Genomic DNA, 21,974 nt, shown 5'->3' on the forward strand with positions numbered 1-21,974 from the left:
GCTGCCCCGGCGGCGGCTCGGCGGGAGGGCCAGCCGGAGGGGTCGGCCGGAGAGGTCTGCTGGAGGGGTCAGCGGTCCCAGGAGTCCGGTCCGCCGCCGCGCCACTCGATCCCGGCCATCCGCGCCACATCGGTGTCCTCCAGCCCCTCCAGACCGATCCGCCGCAGGAACTCGGCGACATCCACGAGTCCGTACGCCATCCCGAGGAACTGATCACCGGCACGCACCCGCCTGCCCCCGTCCTCGGCGGGCGGGTAGATCACGATGAGCTGCGCAGTGGCCATGGGACCAGAGTGCGTCACGTGACGTCCGTACGCATGCGGTACGGGTGTGCCGTTCGGCACTGATTCCGTGCCGCCGCCGTGTCGGGCACCGCCGGGATGCCACCGCAGGCTGTTCCGGCGCGGCCGGGCGCAGGGCGACGCCGGCTCCGGTGGGGGACCCTTGAGCGCCCTGGGTCCTGTCTCCGAAGCCGGCGTCACCGGCGTCCGCCGCCCAACTACGTGTGTCAGGTGGACAGCAGGCGGTTGAAGAACGACCGGTACTTGCGCAGTACGAGCCGCAGTTCCTCGGTGTCCGCCTCACCGCCGCTCTTCCACTGACCCTCCAACTCCCGCTTGTGCTCGGCGAAAGTGGCGGCCAGCGACTGCATCACGTCGGCGATCAGGGCGTCGGCCCCGTCCACCGCCTCGCGGGGGTCGTCGACGAAGCGGGTCTGGAGCTTCTCCCAGCGGAGCCGGAACGGCTCCTCCTCGTCGTGCGTCAGGAGCTGGGTGGCCTCGTCGTCCGCGGTCTTCTCCCGGCCGGTCTCCTTGTGGTGGCCGGGGAGGTCGCGATCGCGGTCGGGGCCGTCGTGGCCGGGACGCGGTATCGCCGCGGAGTCCTTGCCCGGCGCCATGTCAGGCGCGGCCTGCGGGGCGCGGTTCGGTGCGGCGCCCGGAGGGGTGCCGGGTGTGGCACCCCGGGTGGAGCCGGGCGTGGCGCCCGGAGCGGTGCCCGATGTGCTGCTCGGCGTGCTGCCCGGAGCGGTGCTCGGCGTGGTGCCCGGTGTGACGGGTGCCGCGCCTTCCGGACCGAATCCCGGAGCGGCCGGCACGGCCGCTTCACCAGGGAATTCCGGGGATTCGCGACGCTGCGCGGATTCGCTCCTCGGATCCGTGCTCCTTGCGTCCGTACTCCTCGCGTCCGTGCCCTTCGCGTCCTTGTCGGTGGCCGCGGCGAGATCCTCCGTGGTCAGTCCGCTCTCGGTCGGATGGTGTGTCTTTTCGCGTGACATGGTTCTCCGTCCACTCTTGTTTGTCCGCCCTGCCGGGCAATGGGACGTCAGGCCTGCGCGTGGCGGGTCCGGCCACCATTGGCGAGCAGCTCGTCGAACAGCACGCGGTAATGCACCATGGCACCCCGCAGCTCCTCGGTCGTGGCCTCCTGCTCGGTGCTCATCCGGTTGACCTCGTGGGCGGCCCGGTAGTGCTCCAGCGTGTCGGCGTGCTCCACCGAGAGGTCCTTGAACTGCTGGGCCACGTTCTCGGTCGGGTAGCCGCGCTCGTGCATCAGCGACGTGACCAGGGCGTCGGCGTCATGGACGGCCTCCTTGGGCCGGTCCACGAACTCGCCCTGCACATGGTCCCAGTCGCGGGCGTACCGGTCGCGGACGTCGTCGGGGAGCGGCTTGATGTCGAGCGAGTGATGCCGCTTCTCACGGGCGCTCAGCTCACGCTCGGCGGCCCGCCGACTGCCCGCGCCCTCGACCGCACGGTCGTATTCCGGGCCGAAGCGTTCCCGCAGCCGACGATGGCGCACGATCATATAGGCGGCGACAGCCAGCAGGACAATCGCCACGATGGGAAGAACAATCGCCAGAATGGCCCCTGTTGACATGGGACCGACCTCCTTCGTGGACGTCGGATTTCCCCGCTGCAATTCTGAATTCGCGCGGACAGTCCGGTGATTCGATTTCGTGCGGAATCCTCCGCAGCCCACCGAGTACCCGGCGATGCGCGGACTATCCGGCCTGTCGCGCGAGAATTTCCGCCACGGTTCCGGAGCGCGGATCAACCGGGGTGCCGCGTGGCCCGAGTGGCAGCCGTGCCGACCTACGCCCCGTCCGCACCGGGTGTCGGATGCCGTACGGCCGACTTCACGTCCGACTCCGCCTCGGACCGGGCCACCCCCTGCTCCCGCGCGTACCCGGTGACCGCGGCCTGGACGTCACGGGCCAGGTCGCGCCAGGCACGCAGTGCCGTCTCGTACGTCCCCGTCTGCTGCTCGGACCACGGATGCGCGGTCGGCGGTCCGTACTGGTCCCGCAGCTGCCGCAGCCGGGTGTGCGCCTCGTCGGCGGCGCGCTGCATCCCCACGAGCTCTTCGAAGGTGTGTGCCACGCGCGGGATCGTAAGCACAGCCGTCGGGGGCGCCCGGGCCGACCCGCGAGCCGGGTGCGCGACGGCCGGCGCCAGTCCTCCATCCGGCCCTCCCGGCGCGCACGACCGCCGCGGGGGCGGCCGTCGCCCGCGTCCGGTGGTGCTGGCACCACCCCCGTTCCGGGCCCTGGGCCCGCTGCTTCGTGAGCGCCGCCGGAGCAGGATCTTTCCTGTCGCCAGGGGCCGGCGGACGGAGCCGGAGCCCCACACACGGACGGGGAGACATCATGGCCAGTCACACGCGCCGCAGGATTCTTCAGGGTGCCGCGGTCGCGGCGGCCGGCAGTGTCGTCGGGGGCGTCGGACCCGGCTTCCCCAGCACCGCGGCACACGCGGCGACGGCACCCGGTGCCGCCGGCGGTTCCGGGGCGCTCCCGTTCCTGGAGGGCGCCTTCGAGCCGGTCACCGAGGAGCTGACCGCGTTCGACCTGCCGGTCACCGGACGTGTGCCCCGCGACCTCGACGGCCGCTATCTGCGCAACGGCCCCAACGTGCTGGGCCTGGAGGACGTCCGGGCACACCACTGGATGCTCGGCGACGGCATGGTGCACGGCGTCCGGCTGCGCGGCGGCCGCGCGGAGTGGTACCGCAACCGCTGGGTGCGCTCCACACAGGTGACCCGGAAACTGGGGGAGACCTACCCGGGCGAGGCACCGCCGGACGACTTCGCGTGCAACACCCACGTCATCCCGTACAAGGGACGCATCCTGGCGCTCCAGGAGAGCGGGCCGCTGCCGTACGAGCTGGACGGCGAGCTCAACACCCTGCGGCCGTACGACTTCCGGTCGACGCTGGAGGGCGCCCTCACCGCCCACACCAAGTACGACGCGGTGGCGGACGAACTGCACGCGGTCGCCTACTACCCGACGTGGGACCACGTCCGGCACATCATGATCGACGGGACCGGTCGGGTGGCGCGGACCACACGTGTCCCCGTCGCCGACGCGCCGATGATGCACGACTTCGCGCTCACCGAGAAGTACGTGGTGATCGTGGACGTGCCGATCACCTTCGACGCGGCGGCGGCCGAGGCCGGCGCGATCGTCCCGTACATCTGGAACGACCGGCATCCGACGCGGCTCGGGGTGCTGCCCCGCGCCGGCGGCGCCACGCGCTGGTTCGAGATCGACCCGGTGTACTACTCGCACACCCTCAACGCCTACGACCAGGGCGACACGATCGTCGTCGAGTACACGGGCATGCCCGCCCCGTTCCACGCCGCCGGGCGCGGCTCCGGCGGGCCCTTCGCGACCGGCGCCCCGACACTCGACCGCTTCACCGTCGACCTGCGCGCGGGCCGGGTGCGGGCCGGCCGCCTGGACGACCGACCGCAGGAGTTCCCCCGTATCAACGAGTCACTGGTCTCGCGCAGGCACCGCTACGCGTACACGGCGAGCGCGGCCGAGATGTGGCGCGCCTACGAGAGCGTCGACGGGGTGCTCCCGGACGACCGGTTCACCAACCAGCTGGTCAAGCACGACATGCTGCGCGGCAGCAAGCAGGTGCACCGCTTCCGCGAGGGCGCGGCCGTCAGCGAGCCGGTGTTCGTCCCGCGGCGCGGCACGAAGGACGAGGACGACGGCTACATCCTGTCCTACGTCAACGACCCCGACCGGGGCGCCACGGACCTGGTGATCCTCTCGGCCGAGGACTTCACCGGCCACCCACTGGCCCGGATCCACCTGCCCGGCCGGGTGCCGCTGGGCTTCCACGGAAGCTGGGTGGCGGACGCCTAGGGCGTGTTTCGAAAGTCCCGTCGTCCGCCCGGAGGGCGGGCCGAGCGGCGTCCGGTGCGGCGAGAGTGCGTGCCGGGCGTCGCTCGGCAGGCGGGACTTTCGAAACACGCCCTAGCCGCCGCAGCCGTCTGCGAACCCGGCCCCGAGCCCCGCGATGTCGCGGGTCCGGGGCCTCTCGGGTGGCGGCCGGTGGGTCAGCCGACCGGTCGTTCCAGGGTCAGCAGCAGGCCCTCCACCGCGCCGGGGCCTATCCGGCCCTTGACGTCGGCGGACGTGACCGCCTTGAGGGCCCAGCCGTCCTCGGCGTGCTTGTTCAGGACCTTCTCCAGTTTGCCGCTGTCCAGGGCGTCGCCGATCAGCGACTCCCGGAAGGTGACGACCTTGTATTCAAACCTCTGGACGCTGCTCATGATGACGGGGCTCTCCTGCGGGTCGGTTGATGTGTCCGGGGGCCAACTCAAGCACCGTTCGGTGCCGCGCCGCAGGGGGTGGGCCCTCCGCCCGTGGATACCTTTGTCGAAGTTTCATGCGGAGGGGCCCTTATGGAAACGCCCAACACCACCGGCCGCACACGTGACGCGGGACCCGACGACCCGTACACCTTCGCGGAGTTGCGGGCCCACGAGTTCGGCTACCTCGACGAAGGCGGCCACACCTACCTCGACCACACCGGCGCCGGACTCCCGCCCCGCTCCCTCGTGACGGGCAGCGCCGAGCGGATCACGGGCGGACTGTTCGGCAACCCGCACTCCGAGAGCCCCGCCTCCCGCGCCTCGGGCCTCCTGCTCACCGAGGCCCGCCAGGCGGTCCTGCGGCACTTCAACGCAGACCCCGCCGAGTACGCCGTCATCTTCACCCCCAACGCGACCGGCGCGCTGCGTCTGGTCGGTGAGGCCTACCCCTTCGCCCGCGGCGACCGGCTCGTGATGTCCCTCGACAACCACAACTCCGTCAACGGCCTGCGGGAGTACGCGCGCAGGCGGGGCGCCACGACCGCCTACATACCGGTGACCGGACCCGGCCTGCACATGGACGAGGAGCGGCTCCGGACCGCGCTGGCCGCACACCCCCGCCGCTTCGGCCCACGCCGCCGGCACCCACCCGCCCGGTCCCGCGGGCTGCTGGCGTACCCGGCGCAGAGCAACTTCACCGGCGTCCAGCACTCACTGGAGTGGATCGCGACCGCACAGCGGCATGGCTACGACGTACTGCTCGACGCCGCCGCCTTCGTCCCGGCCAACCCCCTGGACCTGGGCCGGTACCAACCGGACTTCACCGTCGTCAGCTGGTACAAGGTCTTCGGACACCCCACCGGCGTCGGCAGCCTCATAGCCCGCCGGCCGGCCCTCGCGAGACTGCGCCGCCCCTGGTTCTCCGGCGGCACGATCTACGCGGTGAGTGCCCAGGCCCAGTGGCACGTCCTCGCCGACGACGAGGCCGCCTTCGAGGACGGCACGGTCAACTTCCTCTCCGTACCGGACATCACCGCCGGACTCGCCTGGATCGACCGGATCGGCATGGACCGCGTCCACGCACACGTCACCGCGCTCACCGGCCGGCTCCTCGCCGGACTGCGGGGGTTGCGCCACAGTGACGGCTCTCCCCTGATACGGGTGTACGGCCCCGACCGCGTCGACACCGCCCGCGGCGCCACCGTCGCGCTGAACGTGCTGGACGCGGACGGCCGGATCGTCGACGAACGCGTCGTCACACGGGACAGCGCGGCACACGGGATTTCCCTGCGCACCGGCTGCTTCTGCAATCCGGGCGCCGGCGAGGCGGCCTTCGCCCTGCCCCTGAACCGGCTCCGCTCGGCGGCCCGCTCCCGACTGACCTCGCTGGAGGACTACTTGGAGCTGCTCGGGCTGCCCTCGGCGGGCGCCGTCCGGATCTCCCTCGGAGTGTCGTCGCAGCCCAAGGACATCGAGACGTTCCTGGCCTTCGTCGCCCGGACCTACCGTGACCGGGTGCCGGGCGCGACGGGGCTGGCACCCCGGGTGGGATGCTGAGCCCTCCGGGCCGGTCAACCGACGGGAGTCTCGGGGCCGTTCACCTGTCCGGCTGTTCAGCGCCGGCCGCCCCGGTGGAATCCTCAGCGTCGGCCGCCTGGCGGGACGTTCGGGGCCGGCCGCCCCGGTGGATTCCTCAGCGTCGGCCGTCTGGCGGGACGCCCAGGGCCGGCACCCCGGCGGGATCTTCAGCGTCGGCCGCCTGGCGGGACGCCCAGGGCCGGTCACCCCGGCGGGATGTTCAGCGCCCCGCGCGGCTCCGCGCCGCACCCTCCCGGCACTTGCGGGCCAGGATCACCCACGTGCACGCCAGGAACAGCAGAGTGAAGCCCGCGAGGATCACCCAGCCCCGGCTCGCCGGATGCCCGAACGAGTCCCCGTACGACTCCAGCAGTGGCGGCCCCAGTGGCGAGGCGGCCGTACGCCACAGCGACGCGAGGCCGACCCCGCTGCCCAGCGCCTCGAACGCCCAGCGGTTCGTCATCGCCCAGCTGACCGCCTCCCCGGCCCGTGCCATCCGGGGGACCGGCACAAACGCCCCCGAGAACAGCACCTGGGGAAAGCAGAGCAGCGGAAGCATCAGCGTCGCCTGCCCGGGTTCCGACACCGCCGCCGACGCGAGCAGACCCAGCGCCAGCGCGGCCGCCGAGGCCAGCACACTCGACACGAACAGGGAGCCGTACGTCGACCAGTTGGCCGCGGGCAGCCGGTCGAGGACGCGCAGCACCGCCAGCAGCAGGGCGTCCGCGACCGCCAGGACCGGCAGCGTGGTGGTGAGTTTGGAGGCGACGTAGGGGCCGATCCGCAGACCGGCGAGCCATTCGCGGCGCAGCACCGGCAGCTCGGTGCAGATCTGGAGCAGTCCGTAGGTCAGCCCGAAGAAGAAGGCGCCGAAGGCGATCCAGAACATGATCATCGCCGTGGACGCCGGATCCGGTGCGGCGGGATCGAAGGCGCCCGCCCGGAACAGCACCGCGAACATTGCCACGATCATCACCGGTGACCCCGCGAGGACGGCGACCGAGAGCCGGCTGTGGAGGAGCAGCGCGCTGCCGCGGCGGGTCAGGAGCGACCACTGGCGCAGGGCACCGATCCCGGGCGCCCTCGGTGGCGGTGGCACGGCGTCCGCGCGGACGGGTTCGTCGGGCGCGGCCCGCTCGACACGTCTGCCTTCGGCCACCGCGCCGTAGACGTCCTCGACCGTGGCGACCTCGAACGCCCCGCACAGCGCGGCCGGTTCACCCGCGTACGCGACCTCACCGCCGGGGGACAGGAACACGACCTGGTCGCAACGCTGGAGATCGGCGAGTACATGGGTCGTCATGACGACGGTGGTGCCGTCCTCGGCGAGGGATCGCAGCGTGCGCAGCAGCTCCGCGCCCGTGACCGGGTCGAGTCCCGACGTCGGCTCGTCGAGGAAGAGCACCCTGGGGCGGGTGAGCAACTCGACGGCGATACCGGCGCGTTTGCGTTCACCGCCGCTCAGCGCACGCACGGGCGTCGCGGCCCGCTCCGAGAGACCGAGGGTGCCGAGCACACGGTCGACGGTCTCGGTGACGGTCCGGGCCGGGGTGCCCGGTGGCATCCGCAGGCCGGCCGCGTACCCGAGCGTCCGGCGCAGCGGCAGCTCGCGGTGGAGGATGTCCTCCTGCGGCACGAACCCGAACTCCGGCCCCGGGGGCCCGGGTCGCGCCCCGTCGTGCAGGACCTCGCCCTCGGTCGGCGTAGTCAGCCCCGCGAGTGTCTGGAGGAGCACGGTCTTGCCCGCGCCGCTGCTCCCGGCGATCACCGTGAGCCGCCCGGGCGCGATGTCGAGCGAGATGCCGTGCAGCACCCGGCCGGCCCCGCGGACCTCCTGGCCGACGTCACGGGCCTGGAGACGCAGGCCGTTGGCCGACGGGAGGGCTTCGACGGGGGTGCGGGGGCGCGGAGGAGGCGTCGGCATGGTTGCAGGATGCCAGGGGAGCCCCGCACCGGGGCCCGAAGGGACGGTCCGGTGCGGGGCGTTGCCGTTCGGTGCGTCCGGTGCCGTCGGTCAGTACACCGTCAGACCGTAGGCGCTGAGGACTTCCTGGATGGGCTGGTAGAAGGTGGTGCCGCCGGTGGTGCAGTTGCCGCTGCCGCCGGACAGGATGCCGAGGACCTTGTCGCCCGCGTAGAGCGGGCCGCCGCTGTCGCCGGGTTCGGCGCAGATGTTGGTCTGGATCAGCCCGTAGACGACCTCGCCACTGCCGTAGTTGACGGTGGCGTTGACCGCGGTGACCCGGCCGCACCGGACGCCGGTGGTCGAACCCCGCCGGCAGACGCTCTGGCCGACGTAGGCGGTCGCGGTGCCGGTGACGTCGACGGTTCCGATGGTGCCGGGGCGCGGCACCGCCGCGTTGCTGTAGCGCACCACCCCGTAGTCGTTGGTGGGGAAGCTGGTGCCGGTGGTGGGTCCGATCGGGGTGGTCATGGCGGACGAGGTGAACCAGTTGGACGCGCCGCGGGTGCAGTGGCCGGCGGTGACGAAGTAGTACGTGGCGCCGCTCTGTACGTTGACCCCGGCCGAACAGCGGGCGCCGGCCGAGTAGATGCCGTCGCCGCCCGACAGGAGTGTGCGCAGCCGGCCCTCGGTGCGGTCGACGGTCAGGGCGGCGCCGCCGGTCCGCCGCAGTGCGGCCAGATCGGCGTCCGAGACGGAGGAGTCGGCGGTCACCCGCAGCCTGCCGGTGCCGTCGTCGACGGTCCAGGACGTGCCGGCGATACCCAGGGCCTCGACGGCGGTGGCCGCGCGGGCCACCGAGGCGGCGGACGGGGCGGCCCCGGCCGTTCGCGGGGCAGCGGTGCCGGTGGGCGGGGCAGCGGTGGCGGTGGTGCCGGTCACCGCGAGGCCGGCCACGACACCCAGGCTCAGCACCGAGGCGAACAGCCGGGAACGTGCCTTGGTGGTACGGCGTGCTCTCATACCCAAGTCCCCCAGAAGAAGGTCGGTCAGGCAGGGGCACGCACGATGGCCACCGGCGTGCCGGTCGTGGAGCGGACGCTCGGGCGACACCCGGTGGACGCGGAGTCGGCGCCCATTGTGCCGGGCCCCGCCGGGCCCGGGGTAGGCGGTCTTCGGCCGCGCTGCACTCTGGCGAGGACTACGCGGTGCCGCCGAGCCGAGCCCCGAAGAACTCCGTCAGCCGGGCGACCGCGGGACCGACGTAGACCTCCTTGTCGTACAGATCCACGTGCCGGGCGCCTTCGATCCAGTGCAGTTCCTTCGGGCCGGCCGCCTTCTGGAACGCCTCCACCGCCATCCAGGACGTGACGGCCGCCGTCCCGACGACCATGAGCAACGGCCGCGGCGCGATGAGATCGACGAGCCGGAAGGCGTCGTACGAGGCCATACGGTCGACGCTGATCCAGGGCATCGCCTGTGTGGACCGGTGGTGTGCGGCGCGGGGGGTGCGGTAGTACTCGAAGCCGTCGACGGCGTGCTGTCCGCCCAGGGCGCGGGCCTGTTCGACGGTGTCGGGGAAGAGCGGGAAGGTCTGGACGCCCTCGCCGCGCGCCTCGGCCGTGCGGGCCGCGGCGGCCGCGTCCAGCATGCCGTCCAGGACCGCCGGGTCCTGTGTGCCGTCGGCGCCCAGGCGGAACTGGCGGGCGATGTCGGCACCGCTGACCGTGGCGACGGCCCGGATCCGGTGGTCCGTCGCCGTGGCCGTCAGGGCGTATCCGCCGGAGGCGCAGATGCCCAGCGCCCCGATGCGGCCGGGGTCGACGTCGTCGCGGGTGGTGAGGTAGGAGACCGCGGCCTTGATGTCCTCGACGCGCTGCGCGGGATCCTCCAGGCGACGCGGTTCGCCCGCGCTCTCGCCCTGGTACGCGGCGTCGTACGCCAGGGTGACGAAGCCCTGCCCGGCCAGGCGCCGGGCGTACAGGCCCGCGGTCTGTTCCTTCACACCGCTGCCGGGGTGGCCCACGACGACGGCGGGCCGCGGGCCGGCCGCCGTGCCGTCGGGTGTGTACAGATGGCCGGCCAGCTTCAGCCCGGCGCTGGTGAAGGTGACGTTGGTCCGCATGGTGACGCTCCTGGGGAAGGGCGGGAGGGGAGTGCCGCGTGTCCGGCTGGGGTGCCGGGTTCTCGGCGGGGGTGCCGCGCTTTCGGCTGGGGTGCCGGGCTTCCGGCTGGGGAGGCGGCGTATCGGCTGGTGCGCCGAGTTTTCGGGCGCATGTCGACGATCGCTCCGACGTGGGCCCGGTGCCAGGGACACCTCTGCCTATGGAGGCCAGTACCAGGCACATGGCCGCGGAGTTGCGGACACTGGAGGCATGGAACACGAGGGCAGGGTTTCCGGTGGCAACGAGCTGGGTGAGTTCCTGCGCTCCCGCCGGGCCGGGCTCGACCCGCGGCGGCTGGGGCTGCCCGACGACGGACGGCCGCGGCGGGTGCCGGGGCTGCGCCGGGAGGAACTGGCCCAGCTCGCGCATGTGAGCATCGACTACGTGGTCCGGCTGGAGCAGGGCCGGACCCGGCGGGTCTCGCGTCCCGTCCTCGACGCCCTGGCGGACGCGCTGCAACTGGCACCGGACGAGCGGGCGTATCTCTTCACGGTCGCGGACGTGACCCGGCCGGCCCCGGCACGCAGGTCCGGGCGGGACGAAGTGGCACCCCGGCTGCGGCAGTTGCTCGACGGCATGCGGGACGTCCCCGCCCTGGTGCTGAACCGCCGGACGGACGTCCTCGCGTGGAACACGGTCGCGGCGGCGCTGCTGACGGACTTCGGCGCGCTGGCGCCGCGCGAGCGCAATCTGATCCGGCTGACGTTCCTGGACGACGAGTTCCGCGCGCTGTACGCCGACTGGGCGCGGTCCGCGCGCGAGTGCGTGGCCGTGCTGCGGATGGAGGCCGCCCGCGATCCGGCGGACCGGGCGGTCGGCGCGCTGGTGGGGGAGCTGAGTGTGCGGGACCCCGACTTCCGCTCGTGGTGGGCGAGCCGTCAGGTGCGCGGGCCCCGGGAGTTGACGAAGACCTACCGCCATCCGCTGGTGGGGGCGCTCACCCTGGACGTACAGCAGTTCTCGGTCGACACGCACCCCGACCAGCAGCTCGTCGCGTACACCGCGTCGCCCGACACGCCGGCCGAGGAGAAACTGCGGTTCCTGGTCCAGTGGGCGGCGGGCACCGACCACCCGGTGCGCGACACGGACCCGAGCCGCGGAGGCTGACCCGCGGACCGCGTGAAGTGGCCCAGCGGCAGGGGTCCCATGTGTACCAGGCGGATGGGCCGCCTCGGTTCTACGGTGAGGAGCGTGACCCTCATGCGAGCCATCACCGTCCAGGACCGCGACGCCGGTGTCGGCGGACTCACCCTCACCGAGCTGCCGTATCCGCACGCCGCCGAGAACGACGTCGTCGTACGCGTCCACGCCGCCGGATTCACCCCGGGCGAGCTCACCTGGCCCGGCACATGGACCGACCGGGCCGGACGCGACCGTACACCGAGTGTGCCCGGGCACGAGCTGTCCGGGGTGGTCGCCGGGCTGGGTTACGGCACGACCGGGCTGAGTGTCGGGCAGCGGGTCTTCGGGCTCGCCGACTGGACCCGCGACGGCTCACTCGCCGAGTACGTCGCGGTCGAGGCGCGCAATCTCGCGCCGCTCCCGGCCGACGTCGACCATGTCACGGCCGCAGCGGTGCCGATCTCCGGGCTCACCGCCTGGCAGGCCCTGTTCGACCACGCCCGGCTCACCACCGGCCAGACCGTGCTCGTGCACGGCGCCGCGGGCGGTGTCGGCTCGCTCGCCGTGCAGCTCGCGCGCGAGGCCGGCGCCCGGGTGATCGGCACCGGCCGGGCCGACGACCGCGACACCGCCCTCGGACTCGGGGCGGACACGTTCGTCGACCTCCAGGCCGAGCGGATCGAGGACGTCGGCGAGGTCGACGTCGTACTGGACGTGATCGGCGGCGAGATCCTCGACCGTTCCACCGCGCTGGTCCGCCCCGGCGGGACCGTGGTCACCATCGCCCACCCCGTCACCGTCCATCCCGTCGACGGACGCGCCGTGTTCTTCGTCGTCGAACCCGACCGCGCCCGGCTCGCCGAACTCGCCGCGCGGCTGCGGGACGGACGGCTCAGGCCGCTCGTCGGCCCGGTCCGCCCGCTCACCGAGGCCGCCGCCGCGTTCGCCCCGCAGAAGCGCACGCCGGGCAAGACGATCATCCGCGTGGCACAGGACTGAGCCGTAGGGCCGCGGCGACACCTCTCTCGCGCTATACAAGATGTACATATCCACGCCCCCTGGGCTGAGCAGATTGAGCAGGATGCCCAGCGAACAGCGGCACTCTTGCACAGGCGCAGCGCAGCCGCTGTCCTGGGCACAGCGCGACCCCGGTGCGGACGGCCTTTACTTCGGTGCTTCCTCGCCTCCTCGCCGGGACCGTGCTCCGTTGCCACAGAAGGGGAGACATCATGAGCATCGATCAGATCCTCACCAGTCAGGAGCGCCTGGCCGAGCTGGATCTTCCCCAGCTCCAGCAGCTGGTCGGTCTGGTGGAGTACGACGCCCAGGGCGACCCCTTCCCCGTCACCGGCTGGGACGCCGTGGTCTGGACGGTGGGCAACGCGACGCAGACCGCGCACTTCTACCAGTCGGCGTTCGGCATGGAACTGGTCGCCTACTCCGGCCCGGAGACCGGGAACCGCGACCACCACGCGTACGTCCTGCGCAGCGGCGCCATCCGCTTCGTCTTCAAGGGGGCGGTCGACCCCAAGAGCCCGCTCGCGGACGCCCACCGCGTCCACGGTGACGGGGTCATCGACATCGCGCTCGAAGTACCCGACGTCGACCAGTGCATCGCGCACGCCCGGAAGCAGGGCGCCACCGTCCTGGAGGAGCCGCACGACGTCACCGACGAGCACGGCACGGTCCGTACGGGCGCGATCGCTGCCTACGGCTCGACGCGCCACACCCTCGTCGACCGCTCCCGCTACAACGGCCCTTACCTGCCCGGATACGTCGTCCGCGAGTCGACGTTCGTCAAGCGGCCGGGCGCCCCGCGGCGCATCTTCCAGGCGCTCGACCACGTCGTGGGCAACGTCGAACTCGGCAAGATGGACGAGTGGGTCGGCTTCTACAACCGGGTCATGAACTTCACCAACATGGCCGAGTTCATCGGCGACGACATCGCGACCGAGTACTCGGCGCTGATGAGCAAGGTCGTCGCCAACGGCAACCACCGGGTGAAGTTCCCCCTCAACGAGCCGGCGCTCGGCAAGAAGAAGTCGCAGATCGACGAGTTCCTGGAGTTCTACCAGGGCCCCGGCGCCCAGCACCTGGCGCTGGCCACGAACGACATCATCGCCTCCGTGGACGCCCTGCGCGCGGAGGGCATCGAGTTCCTCGCCACCCCCGACTCGTACTACGAGGACCCGGTGCTGCGGGCGCGCATCGGCGAAGTGCGGGTGCCGGTCGAGGAGTTGCAGAAGCGCGGCATTCTCGTCGACCGCGACGAGGACGGCTACCTGCTCCAGATCTTCACCAAGCCGCTCGGCGACCGCCCCACCGTCTTCTTCGAACTCATCGAGCGCCACGGCTCCCTCGGCTTCGGCAAGGGCAACTTCCGGGCGCTGTTCGAGGCGATCGAGCGCGAGCAGGCCAAGCGCGGCAACTTCTGACCCGACCCCTCCAACGGCTCGCACGGCGGTGACGGGCCCGGCCGACTCCCCTGTGGGCCGGGCCCGTTGGCCACCCCGGAACGCGGAAGTCACTCACCATGACCTGGCTGGACCTGCCCGCCGACGACCTGTTCGGCCTCGACAACCTGCCCTACGGGGTGTTCGCGCCGGCGGAGGGCCGGCCCCGTGTCGGCGTCCGCGTCGGCAGCCGGGTGCTGGACCTGGCGGCCGTACTCGACGACCCGGCGTTCGCACAGCCCACGCTCAACGCGTTCATGGCCCAGGGGCGTGAGAAGTGGTCGGCGGCGCGGGCCCGGATCCGGGAGCTGCTCACCGACGTAGCCCACCGCGACACCGCCACCCCTCACCTCCACCACCTGACGGACGTCCGGCTGTACCTGCCGTTCGAGGTCGGCGACTACGTCGACTTCTACGCCAGCGAGCACCACGCGACCAATCTCGGCCGGCTGTTCCGGCCGGGCGGCGATCCGCTCACCCCCAACTGGAAGCACCTGCCCATCGGTTACCACGGCAGGTCCGGGACCGTCGTCCTCTCCGGGACGCCCGTCGTCCGTCCGCACGGCCAGCGCAAGAGCCCCGACGCCGCCGCCCCGGACTTCGGACCCTCGCAGCGCCTGGACATCGAGGCCGAGGTCGGCTTCGTCGTCGGCACGGGTTCGCCGGCCGGCACGCCGGTGTCCGTCGCCGGGTTCCGCGACCACGTCTTCGGGATCTGCCTTGTCAACGACTGGTCCGCGCGGGACATCCAGGCCTGGGAGTACGTCCCGCTCGGGCCGTTTCTCGGTAAGTCCTTCGCCACGTCCGTGTCCCCGTGGGTCGTGCCCCTGGAGGCGCTGGACGCCGCGTGGACCGGGCTGCCGACCCGCGACCCCGAACCGCTGCCGTATCTCGCGGACACCGGCAAGGAGGGGCTGGACCTCGCCCTCTCCGTGCGGCTCAACGGCCAGGAGATCTCGACGCCGCCCTTCGCGTCGATGTACTGGTCCGGCGCCCAGATGCTGGCGCACATGACCGTCAACGGGGCCTCGACCCGGACCGGCGACCTCTACGCCTCGGGCACCGTCAGCGGACCCGCCGCCCACGAGGCGGGCTCCCTCATCGAGCTGACCCGGGCCGGCGCCGAGCCACTCACCCTGTCCGACGGGCGGACCAGGACCTTCCTGGAGGACGGCGACGAGATCACCATCACCGGAACGGCCCCCGGCCCATCGGGAACCCGAATCGGCCTGGGCGAGGTAAGGGGCCGGATCCACCCGCCCCGCCCCCTCACATAGCCCGCCCACCCCACCACCCGGACACGCCCCCTCCCATCCCCAGGGAGGGGGCGTTCCACTGGCGCGAATGTATTGCGAGCGCGACTGAATACAATGTATACGTTAGCTATGCTGTCATCCGCTGGCTCTTTCGACGAGCGTCCGGGGATCCACAACCAGGCCGAGGTCGCCTACCGAAGGCTGCGGGAGCGCCTTGTGGAGGGCCACTACGGCCCCGGCGACCGACTCACCGAACTGGGGCTCTGCAAGGACCTGGAGATGAGCCGGACGCCGGTCCGCGAGGCGCTGCGGCGGCTCCAGAGCGACGGCCTGGTCGCGTCGACCGGCAGGGGAGTGGTGGTCAGCTCCCTGACCCCGGAGGAGATGCAGCACGCCATGCAACTCCAGGGTGCCCTGGACGCGTTGGCCGCCCGCCTCGCCGCCACCGCCCAGCGCGACGGCCATCTCTCCCCGGTCCAGCTCGGCGAACTGAAGACCGCGGCGCAGGAGGTGGAGGTGCGGGCGGAGGCGGGTGACGCGACCGGCGCCTGGCACGCCAACCTCGCCTTCCACATGATGCTGGCGCGCCTCGCAGGCAACCCGCTGCTCACGGACGCGCTGGACCGTATCTGGGCGCGGTTCGCCGTCGGCAGTCTGGCCAACATCAACCGCCGGTCGGATCTCACCCCGCGCGACCACGGCGCGATCCTCGGCGCCATTCTCGACGGCGACCCCGACCGGGCCGAGATCGCCGCCGCCGAGCACGCCCACGAGGCCGCCGCCAAGTACGGCCAGGAGCATCCGGTCGACTGACGTGCCGGCCGATGTGTCGACCGTCGTCTCGGCCTTCGTGTCGACCGACGGTTCGACCCGCGTCGGGTTCGGTTCCGGGGCCGGGTCGTCCCGGTCGACGCCCGCAGCCCGTTCCGGCCGGTTCCGCCCCCTCGCAGGCCGATTCCGGCCGCGACGCATGCCCGTTGTCGACCGCCTCGCCACCCTCCCCGACCGCCCTACCCAGGAGTAGAGGAATTACCTCCACTTCCTCTGCGAGACATCTTGCCGAGCCTTCATGTGCAATGTATACATTGCACATGAAGCCGCGCGGGGTCGCGCAGCCGCCGCGGCTCAGGGCGCCACCCGCGCCCCGGAGACTTCCGGAACCCCTGGGACGGGGCCCCGCGTAAGCCGCCGCCGCTCCACCGACGAGCCGCCACGTCGGACGTCGCCGCCACACCCCACCGGGGCTGAGCCGCTCACCACTGCACCAGACCGAGGGGCTTTCCACGCACCGTCAGAACCGATCACCGACTGAAGGTGGATCTCATGCCAGGAATCAGCCGAGGCGGACGGGGAAGAATCGCCGCCCTGGGCACAGCTGCACTCCTGCTCGCCACTGCCGCGTGCGGCACGGGCTCCGGATCGAGCACCGGCCCCATCACCATAGGCATCTCGCTTCCGCTGTCCGGCCCCGTCGCCGACGCCTCCGAGCCGGCCTACGCGGGCTACAAGGTGTGGGTCGAGCAACTCAACGCCAGCGGTGGCCTGTTGGGCCGCCAGGTCGAGCTGAAGGTGCTGGACGACGGCTTCGACCAGAACACCGTCGTCAGCAACTACAACCGCCTGATCAGCCAGGACCGCGTCGACCTGCTCCTCGGCACCTTCTCCTCCAAGCTCAACCTGCCGGCCTCCGCCGTCGCCGAGCGGAACAAGATGCTCTACGTCGAGCCCTCCGGTGGCGCCGAGGAGATCTTCGACCGCGGTTACGAATACCTGTTCTTCGCCCAGCCCAGCACCTCACTCGACCTCCCCGAGCAGTTCGTGAACTACATCAGCTCGCTTCCCGCGGACGAGCGGCCCAAGACCGCCGCCTATCCCACGCAGGACGATCCCAACACGGATGTCACCGTCGAGGAGTTCCGCAAACAACTGACCGAGCTCGGCGTCAAGTCGGTGTACAGCGAGAAGTACGCCCCCGAGACGGTCAACTTCGACCCCATCGCCAGCGCGATCGCCCGTGCCGAGCCCGATCTGGTCATTCACGGCGCGGTCGCCGCCAACGACGGGGCCGGCCTCGTCAAGGCGCTCCAGAAGCAGCAGTTCAGCCCCGACATGATGTTCCAGACCAACGCGCCGAGCCTCGTCGGCTCCTACCCCAAGGCCGTCGGCGAGAAGAACACCGAGGGCATCTTCACCACCACGGCATGGAGCTCCAAGTCCACGTACACGGGCAACGCCCAGTTCGTGAAGGACTACACGAAGGAGTACGGCTCCGCGCCCACCGACGACGCTGCCAACGCCTACACCGCGGGCCAGGTCCTGGAAGCGGCCGTCGAGCACGTCGGCAGCCTCGACCAGACCAAGCTCGCCGACTGGCTGCACTCCTCGCCCGTGTCGACCATCGTGGGCGTGCTGCGCTGGGACGAACGAGGTGTGCCCGAGGGTGACATGCTGCTGGCGCAGTGGCAGAACGGCACCCTCCAGTTCGTGGCGCCCGACGGGCAGCAGACCACCGACACGGTGGTCAACCCGAAACCCGGGTGGTCGTAGTGGCAACCCTGTTCCAGGCGCTCATCCTCGGCCTGCTCATCGGCGGCGTGTACTCACTGGCCGCCTCCGGGATGAACCTCATCTTCGGTGTCATGCGGGTGGTCAACCTCGCCCAGGGCGGCATGCTCATCCTCAGCGCGTACCTCACGTACACCCTGTGGGAGACCACCGGCATCGACCCCCTCCTGCTGACCCTGGTCACCACCCCCTCGCTGCTCGTCGTCGGCTGGGTCACCTACTACGTCTTCATCGAGCGGTCCCGCACCACCGACCCCACGATGGCGATGGTGACGACCTTCGGACTCACCCTGGTCATGAAGGGCGTCATCGCCCTGATCTGGGGCAACGAACCGAAGTCCGTGACACCCGGCTACGCCAACGAGTCCTTCACCGTGCTGGGCCTGCGCTTCCCGCAGGCCCAGGTGTACGCCTGTCTCGTCGCCGCCGTGGTGCTGACCGGCTTCTATCTGCTGCTGCGCCGCACCTGGCTCGGCCGGTCCATCCAGGCCACCGCCTCCAGCTCCGAAGGCGCCCGCCTCATCGGTATCGAGGTCCGCTCCACCTGGGCCGCCGCCTACGCCCTCGGTGTCGCGGCGGCCGGCGCCGGCGGCTCCCTGCTGAGCGTGCTCTACCCGTTCATGCCCAGCTCCGCGGACCACTGGATCGGACTGACCCTGTCGATCATCGTGCTCGGCGGTATGGGAAGCCTGATGGGCAGTGTCCTCGGCGCCCTCGTCATCGCCGTCGCCGAGTCCCTGACGTCCACCTACGTCTCGCCCGACTGGGCGGTCGCGGTGCCGTACATCGCCATCATCGTGGTGCTCGTCGCCCGTCCGCAGGGGCTGCTCGGCACCCGACTGCGAGAGGACATGAGCCGCGCATGAGCATCACCAGCACACACCTGCGGGCCGTCGGCATCGGTGCCGCCGCCGTCGTCCTGGCCCTCTTCCCGGTCCTGTCGGACAACGCCTACTGGCAGAACATGGCGATCATGGCGTTCCTGCTGGCCGTCATGGCGTCCAGCTGGAACATCATGTCCGGCTACGCCGGCTACGTCTCCCTCGGCCAGAGCGCGTTCCTCGGCATCGGCGCCTACACCACCGCCCTGATCTCCATCCACACCGGCGTCTCCCCGCTGGTGGCCGCACCCGCCGGCGGAGTCGTCGCGGCCGCCGCCGCGATCCTGCTCGGCCTCGTCGGACGCCGCACCCGGGGCATCGCCTTCGTCATCGTCAGCTTCGCCTTCCTGGAGTTCACGGCCCTGCTGACGGCCAACTGGTCGTCCCTGACCAACGGCAACCACGGCCTCGCCCTGCCCCTGCCGACCTGGGACAGCGCCTACCTCAACTGGCCGTTCTACTACTACCTGCTGGTCCTGCTGGGCCTGACCGTCCTCGGCTCCTGGGCCATCCGCCGCTCGAAGTTCGGCATCGGCCTCGCCGCCATCCGCGACGACGAGTCCAAGGCGGACGGCATCGGGGTGCGCACGGACCGCTACAAGATGTTCGCCTTCGCCGCGAGCGCCTTCCCCATCGGCGTCGCCGGCGGCATCTACGCCTACTACATCGCCTTCCTGGAACCGGCGTCGATGTTCGACATCGTCATCGCCATGCAGATCGTCCTCGCCGCCCACCTCGGCGGCGTCGGCACCCTGTGGGGCCCGGTCCTCGGCGCCTTCATGCTGGAGCCGCTCAACCAGTTCACCAACCAGAGCCTCAGCGGCCCCGACGCCGGCTCCTGGCGCCTGATCATCTACGGCGCCCTGCTCGCCGCGATCGTCCTGTTCTTCCCCCGGGGTGTACTCACCGAAGGTCTCGACCGGCTGAACCGGCTGCGCCGCAAGGGACCCCAGGCACAGGCCGGCGCCCGGCTCACCGACGCCCCCGACGCACTGCCTCCCGCCGCCCTCGCCCGAACCGAACCGGCACCCGGCGACGGACCACTGCTGCGCGTCGAGGGACTCGGCAAGGCCTTCGGCGGAGTCAGGGCCGTCAACGACTGCTCCTTCACCGTGGAGCGCGGCACCATCACCGGGCTGATCGGCCCCAACGGGTCCGGGAAGACCACCGTCTTCAACCTCCTCGACGGCAGCCTTCCGGCCGACACGGGCAGCATCCACCTCGGCAGCCGACGGCTCGACGGCATGCCCCGCTGGCAGCGCGCCCACAACGGCCTCGCCCGTACCTTCCAGGCCACCCGGATCTTCCCGCACCTGACCGCGCTGGAGAACCTCGCCGTCCCGAGCCGCTCCTTCGCCACCTCCCGGCTCGCGTCCTCCGCCATCAGCGGCAAGACCGCCGAACGAGCCCGCGAATGGCTCGACTTCGTCGGCATGGGCGCCTACCCGGACCACCAGGTCGGCGGGCTCTCCTTCGGACAGCAGAAGCTCGTCGAACTGGCCCAGGCGCTGATGCTGGAACCCGACCTGCTCCTGCTCGACGAACCCGCCGCCGGTATCAACCCCGCGCTCATCGATCGCCTCGCGGACATCATCCGCAAGCTCAACGCCGCCGGCACCACCGTCCTGATCGTCGAGCACAACATGCCGCTGGTGCTGTCGCTCTGCGACCACATCCACGTCCTCGCCCAGGGACATGTCATCGCGAGCGGCCCGCCCCGGCAGATCGAACGCGACCCGGCCGTACTGGAGGCCTACCTCGGCGACCACGCCCCCGGCGCCGACAGCAGCCGCACCGCCACGGGAGTTGACGCATGATCACCCTGAAAGCGCTGGTGGCGGGGTACGGCAAGGCCGGAGACATCCTCCGCGGCGTCGAGTTCACGGCCCCGGCCTCCACCATCACCTGCATCGTCGGCCCCAACGGGGCCGGCAAGTCCACCGTGCTCAAGGTGTGCAGCGGACTGCTGCGCCCGCGCGCCGGCAACGTCCTCATCGGCAGCGACGACATCAGCACCCGCTCACCCGCGGACATCCTGCGCAAGGGGGTCGTCCAAGTGCCCCAGCACCACGGGCTGTTCCCCTCCCTGTCCGTCCGCGAGAACGTCATGCTCGGCGCCTACACGCTGCGCCGGGAGAAGGAACGCAACCGCCGCCGGTACGCCGAGATCGTCGAGATCTTTCCGCTGGTCGCCGAGCGCGCCAACGACAAGGCCGCCTCCCTGTCCGGCGGCCAGCGGCGCACGGTGGAGTTCGCGCGGGCCCTGATGCTCAGCCCCAAGGTGGTCCTGCTGGACGAACCGACACTGGGCCTCGACCCCAAGGCCTCCGCCCAGCTCGCCGGTGCCGTCCGGACCCTCAAGGACGCCGACGTCACCGTTCTCATGGTCGAGCAGAACGTGCGCTTCGGCCTCGAACTCGCCGACCACGCCGTGGTGATGGAGAGCGGCCGGGTCCTGCACACCGGCGACGCCAAGGCCCTCCTCGCCGACCCCGACATGGCGCAGCTGTTCTTCGGCGCCGCGCCCAAGCAGAGCGAGCCGTCATGACCGGCCCGGCCCGTGTGGGCCTCGCCGACGGCAGCCCGCTGACCCTGTCGATCGCCCGGCACCTGATCGCCGCGGGACACCGGCTCACCGCCTACGCCCCCTCCTGGGCCGACGCGCGGCAGATGGAGGAGGCGGGCGCCGAACTCGTCACCGCACCGGCCCAGCTGGCCCACTGCGACGTGGTGATCAACGGGCTCGTCGACACCGGAGCCAAGGCCGCGTTCTATCTCCACGACGACGGGCTGCTGAAGGCCGCGCGGCCCGGCCAGCTCTTCGTCGACCACACGATCGTCGACCCCTCACAGGCCCGCCACCTCGCCGAACGCGCCGCCCGGCGCGGGGCCGGCTTCCTGGACGTACCGCTGACCGGCGGCGTGCAGAAGGCACGGCAGGGCCGACTCATCGCCGTCGTCGGCGGCGAGACCCAGCACCTGGACCTGGCACGGCCGCTGCTCAACGCCTACTGCGCCGACATCGTGCACGCCGGCCCGGTCGGCCGCGGCACCGAGCTCCAGCTCATCGGCCACATGCTCGTCAGTGTGCACGCCGTCGCGGCGGCCGAGGCGGCGGCCCTCATTGCCCGCCTGGGACTGCCACCCCGGGAGAGCAAGCGCGTCCTGATGTCCGCGCCCGCAGCCAGCAGCATGCTCGACCACTGTCTGCCCGCCGCCTTCACCACCAGCGAGATCGAGTCGGGCGCCACGATCGGCGGCCTGCTCCACGCCCAGTCGCTCGCCGCCGACCTCGCCGCGCGGCTCGACGTACCGGTCAGGCTGCTGCCCGCCGTACGCGGCCAGTTCGCCGCACTGATCCGCCGCGGCAGAGCCCGCCACGACCTCTCCCAACTCGCCCGCGCCTACGACCACGAGGCGGCCTGACCACCCGGGGCGACAAC

20 protein-coding genes are annotated in these 21,974 nt (G+C 71.6%); 12 read left to right on the forward strand and 8 right to left on the reverse strand.

What is annotated here, in order from left to right; all coding sequences use genetic code 11:
* Window positions 1-68 precede the first annotated feature (68 nt).
* The 4 genes from ACIQAC_RS18495 to ACIQAC_RS18510 all read right to left on the reverse strand — a co-directional run bounded on the left by ACIQAC_RS18495 (window position 69) and on the right by ACIQAC_RS18510 (window position 2,381).
* Window positions 69-284, reverse strand: coding sequence for a hypothetical protein (locus tag ACIQAC_RS18495; protein ID WP_402192263.1), 216 nt, complete (start codon window positions 282-284; stop codon window positions 69-71).
* A gap of 224 nt (window positions 285-508) precedes the next feature.
* Window positions 509-1,276, reverse strand: a complete 768-nt coding sequence (locus ACIQAC_RS18500) for a hypothetical protein (protein WP_402192265.1) — start codon at window positions 1,274-1,276, stop codon at window positions 509-511.
* A 47-nt stretch (window positions 1,277-1,323) separates the two neighbouring features.
* Window positions 1,324-1,878: a hypothetical protein gene (locus tag ACIQAC_RS18505; protein WP_402192267.1), complete on the reverse strand. Its 555-nt coding sequence runs from the start codon at window positions 1,876-1,878 to the stop codon at window positions 1,324-1,326.
* 215 nt (window positions 1,879-2,093) lie between these two features.
* Window positions 2,094-2,381, reverse strand: coding sequence for a hypothetical protein (locus tag ACIQAC_RS18510; protein ID WP_402192270.1), 288 nt, complete (start codon window positions 2,379-2,381; stop codon window positions 2,094-2,096).
* 266 nt (window positions 2,382-2,647) lie between these two features.
* Here ACIQAC_RS18510 and ACIQAC_RS18515 point away from each other — a divergent pair, with 266 nt between their 5' ends.
* Window positions 2,648-4,156 carry a carotenoid oxygenase family protein gene (locus tag ACIQAC_RS18515; RefSeq protein ID WP_402192273.1) on the forward strand — a complete coding sequence of 503 codons (1,509 nt, stop codon included), beginning with the start codon at window positions 2,648-2,650 and terminating at the stop codon, window positions 4,154-4,156.
* 194 nt (window positions 4,157-4,350) lie between these two features.
* Here the strand turns inward: ACIQAC_RS18515 and ACIQAC_RS18520 are convergent, their stop codons facing one another.
* Window positions 4,351-4,566 (reverse strand): DUF4177 domain-containing protein, encoded by a 216-nt coding sequence (locus ACIQAC_RS18520; protein WP_402192276.1) that lies wholly within the window; start codon window positions 4,564-4,566, stop codon window positions 4,351-4,353.
* Window positions 4,567-4,698: 132 nt separating this feature from the next.
* On the opposite strand from ACIQAC_RS18520, the gene ACIQAC_RS18525 reads away from it, so the two are divergent.
* A complete protein-coding gene (locus ACIQAC_RS18525) occupies window positions 4,699-6,165 on the forward strand; it encodes an aminotransferase class V-fold PLP-dependent enzyme (RefSeq protein WP_402192278.1) in 1,467 nt (488 codons plus the stop codon).
* A 241-nt stretch (window positions 6,166-6,406) separates the two neighbouring features.
* Here ACIQAC_RS18525 and ACIQAC_RS18530 read toward each other — a convergent pair whose 3' ends face one another.
* The 3 genes from ACIQAC_RS18530 to ACIQAC_RS18540 form a co-directional block, all read right to left on the reverse strand.
* Window positions 6,407-8,110 (reverse strand): ATP-binding cassette domain-containing protein, encoded by a 1,704-nt coding sequence (locus tag ACIQAC_RS18530; RefSeq protein ID WP_402192280.1) that lies wholly within the window; start codon window positions 8,108-8,110, stop codon window positions 6,407-6,409.
* A gap of 90 nt (window positions 8,111-8,200) precedes the next feature.
* Window positions 8,201-9,112: a S1 family peptidase gene (locus ACIQAC_RS18535; protein ID WP_402192282.1), complete on the reverse strand. Its 912-nt coding sequence runs from the start codon at window positions 9,110-9,112 to the stop codon at window positions 8,201-8,203.
* A gap of 178 nt (window positions 9,113-9,290) precedes the next feature.
* Window positions 9,291-10,214: an alpha/beta hydrolase gene (locus ACIQAC_RS18540; RefSeq protein WP_402192285.1), complete on the reverse strand. Its 924-nt coding sequence runs from the start codon at window positions 10,212-10,214 to the stop codon at window positions 9,291-9,293.
* 250 nt (window positions 10,215-10,464) lie between these two features.
* Between ACIQAC_RS18540 and ACIQAC_RS18545 the strand changes: the two genes are divergently transcribed.
* From ACIQAC_RS18545 to ACIQAC_RS18590, 10 genes are all read left to right on the forward strand, one after another.
* Window positions 10,465-11,361: a helix-turn-helix transcriptional regulator gene (locus ACIQAC_RS18545; protein ID WP_402192288.1), complete on the forward strand. Its 897-nt coding sequence runs from the start codon at window positions 10,465-10,467 to the stop codon at window positions 11,359-11,361.
* 93 nt (window positions 11,362-11,454) lie between these two features.
* The gene (locus tag ACIQAC_RS18550; RefSeq protein WP_402192677.1) at window positions 11,455-12,375 is read left to right on the forward strand and encodes an NADP-dependent oxidoreductase; all 921 of its coding nucleotides are present in this window, start codon (window positions 11,455-11,457) and stop codon (window positions 12,373-12,375) included.
* Window positions 12,376-12,605: 230 nt separating this feature from the next.
* Window positions 12,606-13,811, forward strand: coding sequence for a 4-hydroxyphenylpyruvate dioxygenase (hppD, locus tag ACIQAC_RS18555; protein ID WP_402192290.1), 1,206 nt, complete (start codon window positions 12,606-12,608; stop codon window positions 13,809-13,811).
* Window positions 13,812-13,909: 98 nt separating this feature from the next.
* Window positions 13,910-15,106: a fumarylacetoacetase gene (fahA, locus tag ACIQAC_RS18560; RefSeq protein ID WP_402192293.1), complete on the forward strand. Its 1,197-nt coding sequence runs from the start codon at window positions 13,910-13,912 to the stop codon at window positions 15,104-15,106.
* 108 nt (window positions 15,107-15,214) lie between these two features.
* Complete coding sequence (locus ACIQAC_RS18565; RefSeq protein ID WP_402192296.1) at window positions 15,215-15,898, forward strand: GntR family transcriptional regulator; 684 nt, start codon at window positions 15,215-15,217, stop codon at window positions 15,896-15,898.
* A 510-nt stretch (window positions 15,899-16,408) separates the two neighbouring features.
* Window positions 16,409-17,632 carry an amino acid ABC transporter substrate-binding protein gene (locus ACIQAC_RS18570; protein WP_402192298.1) on the forward strand — a complete coding sequence of 408 codons (1,224 nt, stop codon included), beginning with the start codon at window positions 16,409-16,411 and terminating at the stop codon, window positions 17,630-17,632.
* Window positions 17,632-18,516, forward strand: coding sequence for a branched-chain amino acid ABC transporter permease (locus ACIQAC_RS18575; RefSeq protein ID WP_402192301.1), 885 nt, complete (start codon window positions 17,632-17,634; stop codon window positions 18,514-18,516). Before ACIQAC_RS18570 ends, ACIQAC_RS18575 begins: the two co-directional genes overlap by 1 nt.
* Complete coding sequence (locus ACIQAC_RS18580; RefSeq protein ID WP_402192303.1) at window positions 18,513-20,348, forward strand: ATP-binding cassette domain-containing protein; 1,836 nt, start codon at window positions 18,513-18,515, stop codon at window positions 20,346-20,348. Before ACIQAC_RS18575 ends, ACIQAC_RS18580 begins: the two co-directional genes overlap by 4 nt.
* Window positions 20,345-21,079: an ABC transporter ATP-binding protein gene (locus tag ACIQAC_RS18585; protein ID WP_402192306.1), complete on the forward strand. Its 735-nt coding sequence runs from the start codon at window positions 20,345-20,347 to the stop codon at window positions 21,077-21,079. The genes ACIQAC_RS18580 and ACIQAC_RS18585 overlap by 4 nt, the downstream gene beginning before the upstream one ends.
* Window positions 21,076-21,957: an NAD(P)-dependent oxidoreductase gene (locus ACIQAC_RS18590; protein WP_402192308.1), complete on the forward strand. Its 882-nt coding sequence runs from the start codon at window positions 21,076-21,078 to the stop codon at window positions 21,955-21,957. Before ACIQAC_RS18585 ends, ACIQAC_RS18590 begins: the two co-directional genes overlap by 4 nt.
* Window positions 21,958-21,974: the final 17 nt, after the last annotated feature.

It is taken from the genome of Streptomyces sp. NPDC088387, assembly GCF_044753385.1.
Classification (GTDB): Bacteria; Actinomycetota; Actinomycetes; order Streptomycetales; family Streptomycetaceae; genus Streptomyces.

What these genes read in the sequence shown, in the direction of transcription:
- ACIQAC_RS18495 (WP_402192263.1), bottom strand. Translation starts at nt 284, where the DNA reads ATGGCCACTGCGCAGCTCATCGTGATCTACCCGCCCGCCGAGGACGGG.
- ACIQAC_RS18500 (WP_402192265.1), bottom strand. Translation starts at nt 1,276, where the DNA reads ATGTCACGCGAAAAGACACACCATCCGACCGAGAGCGGACTGACCACG.
- ACIQAC_RS18505 (WP_402192267.1), bottom strand. Translation starts at nt 1,878, where the DNA reads ATGTCAACAGGGGCCATTCTGGCGATTGTTCTTCCCATCGTGGCGATT.
- ACIQAC_RS18515 (WP_402192273.1), top strand. Translation starts at nt 2,648, where the DNA reads ATGGCCAGTCACACGCGCCGCAGGATTCTTCAGGGTGCCGCGGTCGCG.
- ACIQAC_RS18520 (WP_402192276.1), bottom strand. Translation starts at nt 4,566, where the DNA reads ATGAGCAGCGTCCAGAGGTTTGAATACAAGGTCGTCACCTTCCGGGAG.
- ACIQAC_RS18525 (WP_402192278.1), top strand. Translation starts at nt 4,699, where the DNA reads ATGGAAACGCCCAACACCACCGGCCGCACACGTGACGCGGGACCCGAC.
- ACIQAC_RS18530 (WP_402192280.1), bottom strand. Translation starts at nt 8,110, where the DNA reads ATGCCGACGCCTCCTCCGCGCCCCCGCACCCCCGTCGAAGCCCTCCCG.
- ACIQAC_RS18535 (WP_402192282.1), bottom strand. Translation starts at nt 9,112, where the DNA reads ATGAGAGCACGCCGTACCACCAAGGCACGTTCCCGGCTGTTCGCCTCG.
- ACIQAC_RS18540 (WP_402192285.1), bottom strand. Translation starts at nt 10,214, where the DNA reads ATGCGGACCAACGTCACCTTCACCAGCGCCGGGCTGAAGCTGGCCGGC.
- ACIQAC_RS18545 (WP_402192288.1), top strand. Translation starts at nt 10,465, where the DNA reads ATGGAACACGAGGGCAGGGTTTCCGGTGGCAACGAGCTGGGTGAGTTC.
- ACIQAC_RS18550 (WP_402192677.1), top strand. Translation starts at nt 11,455, where the DNA reads ATGCGAGCCATCACCGTCCAGGACCGCGACGCCGGTGTCGGCGGACTC.
- hppD (WP_402192290.1), top strand. Translation starts at nt 12,606, where the DNA reads ATGAGCATCGATCAGATCCTCACCAGTCAGGAGCGCCTGGCCGAGCTG.
- fahA (WP_402192293.1), top strand. Translation starts at nt 13,910, where the DNA reads ATGACCTGGCTGGACCTGCCCGCCGACGACCTGTTCGGCCTCGACAAC.
- ACIQAC_RS18565 (WP_402192296.1), top strand. Translation starts at nt 15,215, where the DNA reads ATGCTGTCATCCGCTGGCTCTTTCGACGAGCGTCCGGGGATCCACAAC.
- ACIQAC_RS18570 (WP_402192298.1), top strand. Translation starts at nt 16,409, where the DNA reads ATGCCAGGAATCAGCCGAGGCGGACGGGGAAGAATCGCCGCCCTGGGC.
- ACIQAC_RS18580 (WP_402192303.1), top strand. Translation starts at nt 18,513, where the DNA reads ATGAGCATCACCAGCACACACCTGCGGGCCGTCGGCATCGGTGCCGCC.
- ACIQAC_RS18585 (WP_402192306.1), top strand. Translation starts at nt 20,345, where the DNA reads ATGATCACCCTGAAAGCGCTGGTGGCGGGGTACGGCAAGGCCGGAGAC.
- ACIQAC_RS18590 (WP_402192308.1), top strand. Translation starts at nt 21,076, where the DNA reads ATGACCGGCCCGGCCCGTGTGGGCCTCGCCGACGGCAGCCCGCTGACC.